General features: G+C 76.3%; 1 protein-coding gene. It reads left to right on the top strand.

Going from position 1 to position 11,798, the window contains the following annotated elements:
- Positions 1-39 precede the first annotated feature (39 nt).
- Positions 40-11,766: an SDR family NAD(P)-dependent oxidoreductase gene (locus ACI1MP_RS34225; RefSeq protein WP_404870873.1), complete on the top strand. Its 11,727-nt coding sequence runs from the start codon at positions 40-42 to the stop codon at positions 11,764-11,766.
- Positions 11,767-11,798: the final 32 nt, after the last annotated feature.

Below are 11,798 nucleotides of genomic sequence, written 5' to 3'. Positions count from 1 at the left end.
ACCGACCCGACACCCGAACCAGGACGGCGAATCCCGATGGTGAACGACGACAAGCTGAGGGACTACCTCAAGCGCGTGACGGCGGACCTGCACCACACCCGCCGGCGCCTGACCGAGGCCGAGGAGGCGAGCCGCGAACCGATCGCGGTCGTCGCGATGAGCTGCCGCTACCCCGGCGGCGTACGGTCCCCCGAGGACCTGTGGCGCCTGGTCACCGACGGCACCGACGCCATCACCGGCTTCCCCGCCGACCGGGGCTGGGACCTGGACCACCTGGACGACCCGGAACAGCTGCGCGAAGGCACCAGCCACACCGCCCTGGGCGGCTTCCTCGACGACGTCGGGCACTTCGACCCCGGATTCTTCGGGATCTCGCCGCGCGAGGCGCTCGCGATGGACCCGCAGCAGCGGCTGCTCCTGGAGACCACCTGGGAGGCGTTCGAACGGGCCGGCATCGACCCCGCGACCCTGCGGGGCAGCAGGACCGGCGTCTTCGCCGGAGTGATGTACCAGGACTACGCGGTACGGCTGCGCCACGTCCCCGACGACGTGGCCGGCTACGTCGGCAACGGCAGCTCCGACAGCGTCGCCTCGGGCCGTGTCGCCTACACCTTCGGCCTGGAGGGCCCGGCGGTCAGCATCGACACCGCCTGCTCCTCCTCGCTGGTCGCCATCCACCTCGCCGCCCAGGCCCTGCGGGCCGGTGACTGCACCCTGGCGCTGGCCGGCGGTGCGATGGTCATGTCGACACCCGTCCCGTTCGTCGAGATGAGCCGCCAGGGCGGTCTGGCCCGGGACGGCCGGTGCAAGTCCTTCTCCGCCGCCGCCGACGGCACCGGCTGGGGCGAGGGCGTCGGCATGCTCCTGCTGGAGCGCCTCTCCGACGCCCGGCGGGGCGGCCACCCGGTGCTCGCCCTGGTCCGCGGCACCGCCGTCAACCAGGACGGCGCCAGCAGCAGGCTCACCGCCCCCAACGGCCCCGCCCAGCAGCGCGTCATCCGGCACGCCCTGGCCAACGCCGGGCTCACCCCCGCCGACGTGGACGTGGTCGAGGCGCACGGCACCGGCACCCCGCTGGGCGACCCGATCGAGGCCCAGGCCCTGCTGGCCACCTACGGGCAGGACCGCGCGGACGGGCAGCCGCTGCTGCTCGGGTCGCTGAAGTCGAACATCGGGCACACCCAGGCGGCGGCCGGCGTCGGCGGCGTCATCAAGACCGTCCTCGCCATGCGGCACGGCACCGTCCCGCCCACCCTGCACGCGCAGGACCCGTCCCCGCAGATCGACTGGACCGCGGGCGCGGTGCGCCTGGTCACCGAGAACACCCCCTGGCCCGAGACCGGACGGCCGCGCCGGGCCGCGGTGTCCTCCTTCGGCGTCAGCGGCACCAACGGACACGTCGTCCTGGAACAGGCGGACGAACCCGTTCCGGAACAGGCCGACGAACCCGCCGCCCCCGCCGTCCTCCCCTGGGTGCTCTCCGGCCGCACCGCGCAAGCGCTGCGCGCCCAGGCCGCACGGCTCCGCGACCACCTCGACGCCCATCCCGGACCCGGCCCGGCCGAGGTAGGCCACGCCCTCGCGACGACCCGCGCCGCGCACGAGCACCGGGCGGTCCTGATCGGCGCCCGCCCCGACGAGTTCCGGGCCGGTCTGGACGCCCTGGCGGCCGGCCTCGACGCCCCCGGCCTGGTCCTCGGCACCGCCGGAACCGGCGGCGAAGTCGCCCTGGTGTTCCCCGGACAGGGATCCCAGTGGGCCGGCATGGCCGTCGAACTCCTCGACTCCGCCCCCGCCTTCGCCGCCCGGATCGCGGACTGCGAGCGCGCCCTGGCCCCCTTCGTCGACTGGTCGCTGGAAGCCGTCCTGCGCGGCGCCCCCGGCACCCCGCCGGCCGAGCGGGTCGACGTGGTGCAGCCGGCGCTGTGGGCCGTCATGGTCTCGCTGGCCGAACTGTGGCGCTCCCACGGCATCACCCCCGGCGCCGTCGTCGGCCACTCCCAGGGCGAGATCGCCGCCGCCGTGGTGGCGGGAGCGCTGAGCCTGGAGGACGGGGCGAAGGTCGTCGCCCTGCGCAGCCGGGCGATCCGTGCGCTGTCCGGCCGCGGCGGCATGGCCTCGGTGGCCCTGCCCGCCGAACAGGTCGCCGAACACCTCGCCCCCTGGGACGGCCGGCTCTCCGTCGCCGCCGTCAACGGACCCGACTCCACCGTGGTCTCCGGCGACACCGACGCGCTCGACGCGTTCCTCGACCGGACGGAGGCCCTGGGCGTCCGCAGCCGGCGCATCCCCGTCGACTACGCCTCGCACAGCGTCCACGTCGAGGACATCCGCACCGACCTGCTCGCCCGGCTCGACGGACTGACCCCCCGCCCCTCCGCCGTCCCCTTCTACTCCACCCTCACCGGCGGCCTGCTGGCGGACACCACCGTCCTGGACGCCGACTACTGGTACCGCAATCTCCGCGGGACCGTCCGGTTCGAACAGGCGACCCGCGCCCTGCTCGCCGACGGCTACCAGGTCCTCCTGGAGAGCAGCCCGCACCCCGTCCTCACCGTGGGCGTCCTGGAGACCGCCGAGGACGCGGGCGCCGACGCCACCGCCGTGGGCACCCTGCGCCGCGACGACGGCGGCCTGCGCCGGTTCACCGAGTCGCTGGCCGAACTCCACCTGCGCGGAGTCGCCCCGGACTGGGACGCGGTCTTCGCCGGCCGCCGCCCCGGCCGGGTGGAACTGCCCACCTACGCCTTCCAGCGCGACCCGTACTGGCTGGAGGACGGCGCCGCGCCCGCCGCCGACGTCGGCTCCGCCGGACTGACCCCCGCGGATCACCCGCTGCTGGGCGCCGTCGTGGTCCTCGCCGACAGCGACGGTCTGCTCCTCACCGGCCGCCTGTCGGCCCGCACCCACCCGTGGCTCGCCGACCACGCCGTCGGCGGCCGGGCGCTGCTCCCGGGCACCGCCTTCCTGGAACTCGCGCTCCAGGCCGGTGCCCGGATCGGCTGCCCCCGGGTCGAGGAACTCACCCTCCAGGCCCCCCTGGTGCTGCCCGAACACGGCGGCACCGTGCTGCGCCTCACCGTGGGCGCCCCCGACTCCCGGGGCCACCGCCCGCTCAGCCTGCACTCCCGGCCGGACGCACCCGCCGACGGCGACCCCGACGACGAGTGGACCAGGCACGCCGAAGGCATCCTGGCCCAGGACGGCGCGGACGGCGCCGAGGCCGCCGGGCCGATGCCCTGGCCGCCGTCCGGCGCCGAACCCCTCGCCCTCGACGGGCTGTACGACCGCTTCGCGGCGGGCGGATTCGCCTACGGCCCCGCCTTCCAGGGCCTGCGCGCGGCCTGGCGGCGCGGCGACGAACTGTTCGCGGAGGCCGTCGTGCCCGCCGGGCCCGCACCCGAGGCCGCCCGCTTCGGTCTGCACCCGGCCCTGCTGGACGCGGCCCTGCACGCCACCGGCGTCCCCGGCACCCCCGGCGCGGACGCCCACCCCGAGGGACGGCTGCCGTTCTCCTGGAACGGTGTGACCCTGCACGCCACCGGCGCCGGGGCGATCCGCGTCCGGCTCGCCCCGGCCGGACCCGACGCGGTGGCGCTCGCCGTCGCCGACGCGACCGGCGCCCCCGTGGCGACCGTGGACGCGCTGGTCCTGCGGCCGGCGGGCACGATCGGCGCCGCTGCTGCCCCCAGCGGCCGCCACCACCGGGACCTCTACGCGACGGAGTGGGTCGCCGCACCCGCGCGCGGCAGCGGCGCACCCGCCGCACCCGCCCAGCGCACCGGGGACCTGGCCGCGCTGCTGGCCGCCGTCGAGGCCGGTGCCCCGGTGCCGGAGACGGTCCTGCTCACCTGCGCGGAGACCGCGGAGCCCGCCGCCGCGGCGGTCCGCGCGGCCGTCCACCAGGCCCTCGCCGACGTCCGGACCTGGCTCGCCGACGACCGCTTCGCCGGCTCGCGCCTGGTGTTCGCCACCCGGGGCGCGGTCGCCGCCCGGGAAGGGGAGGACGTCCGCAATCCCGCGCACAGCGCGCTCTGGGGCCTGATCCGTTCGGCCCAGTCCGAACACCCCGGCCGGTTCGCCCTGCTCGACCTCGACACCGACGACGAGCACGGCACCTCCGCGGCCCTCGCCTCGGGAGAACCGCAGTCCGCGGTCCGCGGCGGCGACGTCCTCGTCCCCCGACTGGCCCGGGTTCCCAGGAACGACCAGGACACCTCGGACGACGCGGCCGGGCCGCTCCGGGCCTTCGACCCGGACGGCACGGTCCTCGTCACCGGCGGCACCGGCCTGCTCGGCTCCCACGTCGCCCGCCGCCTGGTCACCGGGCACGGCGTCCGGCACCTGCTGCTGCTCTCCCGCAGCGGCCCGGCCGCCGCCGGAGCCGAGGAACTGCGGGCCGAACTCGCCGCGCTGGGAGCCGAGGCCGCCGTCGTCGCGTGCGACGCCGCCGACCGGGACGCCCTGGCCGCCGTCCTCGCGGACCTGCCGCCCGCGCACCCGCTGACCGCTGTGGTCCACACCGCCGGCGCCCTCGACGACGGCGTCGTCACCGCCCTCACCCCCGAGCGGGTGGACGCCGTGCTGCGCCCCAAGGTCGACGCCGCCCTCCACCTGGACGAACTGACCCGCGGCCTCGACCTCACGCACTTCGTGCTGTTCTCCTCGGCCGCAGGCACCTTCGGCGGCCCCGGACAGGCCAACTACGCCGCCGCCAACGCCTTCCTCGACGCCCTGGCCACCCGGCGCCGGGCGGCGGGGCTGGCCGGCCAGTCCCTGGCCTGGACCCTGTGGGAGCAGCCCAGCGCCCTGACCGGACACCTGGACCAGGACGACGTACGGCGCCTCGCCCGGTCCGGGATGCCGCCGCTCTCCACCGAGCGGGGACTCACCCTCCTCGACACCGCCCTCACCGTGGACCGGGCCGCCCTGGTCCCGATGCGCCTCGACACCGCTGCTCTGCGCGCCGCCGCGGCGGACGGCACCCTGCCGCCGCTGCTGCGCGGCCTGGTGCGCACACCGCCGCGCCGGGCGGCCGCGGCCACCGCGGCGGAGGCCGACGACAACGCCCTGCGCCTGCGCCTCGCGGCCCTCGACGGCACCGGACGGACCCGGCTGCTCGTCGAACTCGTCCGCACCCACGCGGCGGCTGTCCTCGGCCATGCCTCCCCGGACACCCTCGACGCCGGACGGGCCTTCCGCGAGCTGGGATTCGACTCGCTGGCCTCGGTGCAACTGCGCAACCGCCTGAACGCCGCCACCGGCCTGCGGCTCCCCGCCAGCCTGGTGTTCGACCACCCGACCCCGGCCGCGCTCGCGGCCTTCCTGGGCGCCGGACTCACGGACACGGCCACGCCTGTCGTGCCCACTGTGCCCGCCGACCGGAACCGGGACGCGGACGACGACCGGATCGCGATCGTCGCCGCGGCCTGCCGCCTGCCCGGAGGCGTCCGCTCGCCCGAGGAGCTGTGGCGGATGCTGGCCGAGGGCCGCGACGGCATCTCCGAGTTCCCCACCGACCGGGGCTGGAACCCGGACGCGCTCTACGACCCCGACCCCGACCGCGTCGGCACCTCCATCACCCGGCACGGCGGCTTCCTGCACGACGCGGCCGACTTCGACGCCGAGTTCTTCGGCATCTCGCCGCGCGAGGCACTGGCCATGGACCCCCAGCAGCGGCTGCTGCTGGAGACCACCTGGGAGCTCTTCGAACGCGCGGCCATCGACCCGTCCACCCTGCGCGGCGCCCCGGTTGGCACGTACGTCGGCCTGATGCAGCAGGACTACGCCGCCCGGCTGCTGCCCTACATCCCCGAGGACGTCGAGGGATTCCTCGGCACCGGGAACTCGGGAAGCATCGTCTCCGGACGCCTGGCCTACTTCTTCGGCCTGGAAGGCCCTGCGGTCACCGTGGACACGGCCTGCTCGTCCTCGCTGGTGTCGCTGCACCTCGCGGTCCGGGCGCTGCGCTCCGGCGAGTGCTCGCTGGCCCTGGCCGGCGGCGTCAACGTGATGTGCAGCCCCGAACTGTTCGTCGAGTTCAGCCGGCAGGGCGGACTCGCCCCGGACGGCCGCTGCAAGTCCTTCGCCGCGGCCGCCGACGGAACCGCCTTCGGCGAGGGCGTGGGCATGCTGCTGCTGGAGCGGCTGTCGGACGCGCGGCGCAACGGGCACCCGGTGCTGGCGGTGGTGCGCGGTTCGGCGATCAACCAGGACGGCGCCAGCAATGGCCTGACCGCCCCCAACGGTCCGTCGCAGCAGCGGGTGATCCGGGCGGCGCTGGCGGACGCGGGTCTGACCGCGTCGGACGTGGACGTGGTGGAGGCGCACGGTACGGGGACGCGGTTGGGTGACCCGATCGAGGCGCAGGCGCTGCTGGCCACGTACGGGCAGGACCGGCCTGCGGACCGTCCGGTGTGGATCGGCTCGCTGAAGTCGAACATCGGCCACACCTCGGCCGCCGCCGGTGTGGCGGGCGTCATCAAGTCGGTGCTGGCCCTGCGGCACGGCGTGATGCCCAGGACGCTGCACGTGGACGGCCCGACGTCCGAGGTGGACTGGTCGGCGGGCGCCGGCCGACTGCTGACGGAGGCCCGGGAGTGGGACGACACGGGTCGTCCGCGCCGGGCAGGCGTGTCCGCCTTCGGCGTCAGCGGCACCAACGCCCACGTCATCCTCGAACAGGCCCCGGCCGACCCGCTCGCCGAGGAGCCCGGGACACCGGAGGCCGCACCCACCGCCGTCCCCCTGCTCCTCTCGGCACGCACCCCCGAGGCCCTGCACGCCCAGGCCGCAGCGCTGGCGGCCCGGATCGGGGACGGGTCGGGCGTCCGCGCCGCGGACGTGGCCTTCTCCCTGGCCACCGGCCGCAGCGCGCTGGGACACCGCGCGGTGCTGGTGGGCGCGGAGGACAACCTCGCCGACCACCTGACCGCGCTGGCGCAGGGCACCGCCGTGGTCGGTGGTGGGCTGCTGTCCGGTCGGGTGGCGCTGGTGTTCCCGGGTCAGGGTTCGCAGTGGGTCGGGATGGCCACGGAGTTGCTGTCCGGGTCGGAGGTGTTCGCGGCGCGGATGGCGGAGTGCGAGCGGGCGCTCGCGCCGTATGTCGACTGGTCGTTGGTGGAGGCGCTGGGTTCGGAGGCGCTGCTGGCTCGGGTGGATGTGGTGCAGCCGGTGTTGTGGGCGGTGATGGTGTCGCTGGCGGAGGTGTGGCGTGCGTTCGGTGTGGTTCCGGACGCGGTTGTCGGCCACTCGCAGGGTGAGATCGCGGCCGCCGTGGTGGCGGGTGGTCTGAGTCTGGAGGACGGGGCGCGGGTGGTTGCGCTGCGGTCCCGTGTGATCGGGGCGCTGGCCGGTCGCGGTGGCATGGCGTCGGTGCCGCTGCCGGTGGACGTGGTGCGGGATCGCCTGGGTCGACTGTCGGTGGCTGCCGTCAATGGCCCGTCGTCGACGGTGGTGTCGGGTGACGCGGACGCGGTCGCGGAGTTCGTCGACGCGTTGGTCGCGGAGGGTGTGCGGGCGCGTCTGATCGAGGTCGACTACGCGTCGCACTCCGTGCACGTGGAGGAGATCCGTGAGCGCTTGCTGTCCGACCTGGACGGTCTCACCCCTCTCTCGGGCTCAGTGCCGTTCTTCTCGACAGTGACGGGTAGTTGGCTGGACACGAAGTCGCTGGACGCCGAGTACTGGTACCGGAACCTGCGGGAGACGGTCGAGTTCGCGAACGCCACGGAGGCGTTGCTGGGGGAGGGTTTCCGGTTCTTCGTCGAGTCCAGCCCGCATGCGGTGCTGGGTGTGGCGGTGGGGGAGTCGGTGGAGGCCGCGGGCGTGGATGCCGTGGCGCTGGGGACGTTGCGTCGCGGTGAGGGTGGCCTGGCGCAGGTGCTGCGTGCGGTCGGGCGCGGCTGGGAGCGCGGGCTGGAGGTGGACTGGTCCACGGCGTTCCCGGGCGCTCGGCGCGTGGAGCTGCCGACGTACGCCTTCCAGCGCACCCGCTACTGGCTCGACGTGCCGACCACGAGCCAGGACGTCGCCTCGGCGGGGCTCGCCACGACCGGGCACCCGCTGCTCGGTGCGGCGATGCAGGTCGCGGACTCCGGTGAGCTGCTGCTCAGCGGCCGGATCTCGCTGCGCACCCACCCCTGGCTCGCCGACCACGCCGTGTCGGGCGTCGTGCTCCTCTCGGGCACGGCGTTCCTCGAACTCGCGCTGCGCGCCGGGGCCGAGGCGGACTGCCCGGTGGTCGAGGAACTCACCCTCGGATCGGCGCTCGTGCTCCCGGACGAGGACGCCGCCCACCTGCAGCTCCGGGTCGGCGGGCCCGACGGCGACGGCCGGCGGAGGCTGAGCGTGTTCGCCCGGACGACGCGGGACGCCGACGCGCCCTGGACCGAGCACGCCACCGGCACCCTGGCACCCCGGCCCGCCGGGGACCCGGCCGGAACCGCGGCCGGTCTGCTGAGCTGGCCGCCGTCCGGTGCCGAACCCGTGGACACCGGCGACCTCTACGAGCGCTTCGCCGAGGCCGGCTACCACTACGGCCCCGCCTTCCGCGGCATCCGTGCCGCGTGGCTCCGCGGCGGCGAGGTGTTCGCCGAGGTGGTGCTGCCGGAACAGCAGCACGCCGACGCCGCCGGATGCGTGCTGCACCCCGCGCTGCTGGACGCGGCGCTCCAGACCGCCGCGCTGCTGCCCGACCAGGACGGCGGGGCCCGGCTGCCGTTCAGCTGGAACGGGGTGACCAGCGGGATCACCGGGGCCACCACGCTGCGCGTGCGGCTCGCCGCCGACGCGCCGGACGCCGTGAGCCTGCACGCCCACGACCTGTCCGGACGGCAGGTGATCGGCGTACAGGGCCTGCTGCTGCGGCCGCCGGCCGCGAACGGGCCGTTGGCCGGGGCTGCTCACGCCGACCTGCTGTACCGCCTCGACTGGACCCCGGCCACCGACCCGGCCGACGCCGCCGTGCCGACCTGGGCCGCCCTCGGCGGCGCCGTCCCCGGTGCCGCCGTGTCCTGGCCGGACCTCGACGCCCTGGGTGCCGACCTCGGCGCGGGCGCCGCCCTCCCCGAGGTGATCGTGGCGGCCGTCGCCACCGCCGACCTGCCCGACCCCGCCGACCGGGTCCGCGCCACCGCGCACCAGGGCCTCGCCCTGGTGCAGCAGTGGCTGGCCGACGAGCGGTTCGCCGCGGCCAGGCTGGCCCTGCTCACCAGGGACGCCGTCCGCACCGGACCGGTCGACCGTCCCGTCGATCCCGCCCAGGCCGCCCTGTGGGGCCTGGTGCGCAGCGCGCGGGCCGAGAACCCCGGGCGCTTCGTCCTCATCGACGCGGCCGGGACCGCCGAACCGGCCGAGGCCCTGCCCGCGGCGCTCGCCGCCGGGGAATCCGAACTGGCGCTGCGGACCGGCCCGCCGCTGCTGCCGCGGCTGGTCCGCGGCGGACGGCCGGACGGCACGCTGTCCCTGCCGGACGGCGCCGCTTGGCGGCTCACCAGCGACGGTCAGGGCTCCCCGGAGGACATCGTGGCGGAGCCCGCCCCCGCGGCCCTCGCCCCGCTGGGCAGGGGCGAGGTGCGGATCGCGGTGCGCGCCGCCGGGCTGAACTTCCACGACGTCATCGCCGCGCTCGGCCTGGACCCCGACCCCGAACAGCAGGGCCTGGGCAGCGAGGGCGCCGGCACCGTCATCGAGGTGGGCCCGGGCGTCGACGACCTGGCGCCCGGGGACCGGGTGATGGGGATCTTCGCGGGCGCGTTCGGCCCGACGGCCGTCGCCGACCGCCGCACCGTCGCCCGGATACCGGCCGGCTGGTCCTTCGCCCGCGCGGCGTCCGTGCCGGTGGTGTTCCTCACCGCCCACTACGGCCTGTTCGACCTCGGCGGACTGCAGCGCGGGGAGTCGGTCCTGGTCCACGCCGCGGCCGGCGGCGTCGGCATGGCGGCGGTGCAACTCGCCCGGCACGCCGGTGCGCGGGTGTTCGCGACGGCGTCCCCCGCCAAGTGGGACGTCCTGCGGGCCGGTGGACTGGACGCCGCGCAGATCGCCTCGTCCCGCACCACCGACTTCGCCGAGACGTTCCTGACGGCCACCGGCGGGCAGGGCGTCGACCTGGTGCTCGACAGCCTGGCGCGGGAGTTCGTCGACGCCGGCCTGCGGCTGCTGCCGAACGGCGGCCGGTTCGTGGAGATGGGCAAGACGGACGTCCGCGACCCCGAGGCGGTCGCCCGGCAGTACCCCGGGGTGCGCTACCGGGCGTTCGACCTGATGGAGGCCGGTCCGCAGCGCATCGGCGAGATGCTCGCCGAGATCCTGGACCTGTTCGAGCGGGGAGTGCTGCGTCCCCTGCCCGTCACCGGGTGGGACGTCCGGCAGGCCCCGGCCGCGCTGCGCTCGCTCAGCCAGGCCCGGGGCGTCGGCAAGAACGTCCTGCTGCTGCCCGCCCGGCCGGACCCCGAGGGGACCGTCCTGGTCACCGGGGCCACCGGCACCCTGGGACGGCTGCTGGCCCGGCACCTGGTCGTCGCGCACGGCACCCGGCACCTGCTGCTGGCGGGCCGTCGGGGCGAATCCGCCGACGGGATGCCGGAACTGGTCCGGGAACTGACCGGGCTCGGCGCATCGGTGACCGTCGCGGCCTGCGACGTCGCCGACCGGGACGCGCTCGCCGCCCTGCTCGGGTCGGTGCCCGCCGCGCACCCGTTGACCGCCGTCGTCCACGCGGCCGGCGTCCTGGACGACGCCACGATCGCCGGGCTGACCCCGGACCGGCTCGACCGCGTCCTGCGGCCCAAGGCGGACGCGGCGCTGGCCCTGCACGAACTCACCCGGGACCTCGACCTCGCGGCGCTGGTCCTGTTCTCCTCGGGCGCCGCCCAGTTCGGCGCGGCCGGGCAGGCGAACTACGCCGCCGCCAACGCGGTCCTCGACGCCCTCGCCGCCGAACGCCGGGCCGAGGGGCTGCCCGGCCTGTCCATCGGCTGGGGCCTGTGGGATGAGCGCAGCGGGATGACCGCGGCGGTCGCCCCGGGCCGGGGCGCCGGGGCGGGCGCGCTGACCTCGGCGGAGGGCCTCGCCCTGTTCGACGCGGCGCTCGACTCCCCGTACGCCTACCGGCTCGCGGCCAGGATCGCCCCGTCCGTGCTGCGGGCGGACGACCGGCTGCCCGCCGTGCTCCGCGGCCTGGTCCGGCCGGCCCGGACCGCCGCCGCCGCGGAGGGGCCGGCCCGCTCGATGGCGCGGCAGCTCGCCGAGCTGCCCGAGGCCGAGCTGTACCGGACCCTGCTCGACCTGGTGCGCGGCACCGCCGCGGCGGTGCTCGGCCACAGCTCGCCGAACCTGGTCCGCCCGGCCCGCCCGTTCAAGGACGTCGGCTTCGACTCCCTCACCGGGGTCGAACTGCGCAACCGGCTGGCGTCCTCGACCGGGCTGCGGCTGCCGGCCGCGCTCGTCTTCGACCACCCCACCCCGGAGGCCCTGGCCCGCCACCTCGCCGAGCGGGCCGGCGCCGCCCGTCCGACCGGCGACGAAGCGGTCCGGGCCGGGCTCGACGCCCTGGAGACCCTGCTCGACGCCCTGCCGCCGGACGGCGTCAGCGACGAGCTCGCCGCCCGGATCCGGGACGTGCTGTCCCGCCCGCTGCCCGGCGGGACACCGGCCGCCGTCCGCCCCGCGGACGACCCGGACGACCTGGCTCCCGACCTGATCGAGGCGGCCAGCGACGACGAGATGTTCGAGTACCTCGACCGGCAGTTGGGGTCCGCATGACCAGGGCACCGGCCCGCGCCCCCCGCGACCCC

This window comes from Kitasatospora griseola (assembly GCF_044999035.1).
GTDB classification, from domain to species: domain Bacteria; phylum Actinomycetota; class Actinomycetes; order Streptomycetales; family Streptomycetaceae; genus Kitasatospora; species Kitasatospora griseola.
The sequence above is the reverse complement of the archived record's forward strand: the minus strand, read 5'-3'. Positions and strand labels throughout refer to the sequence as shown.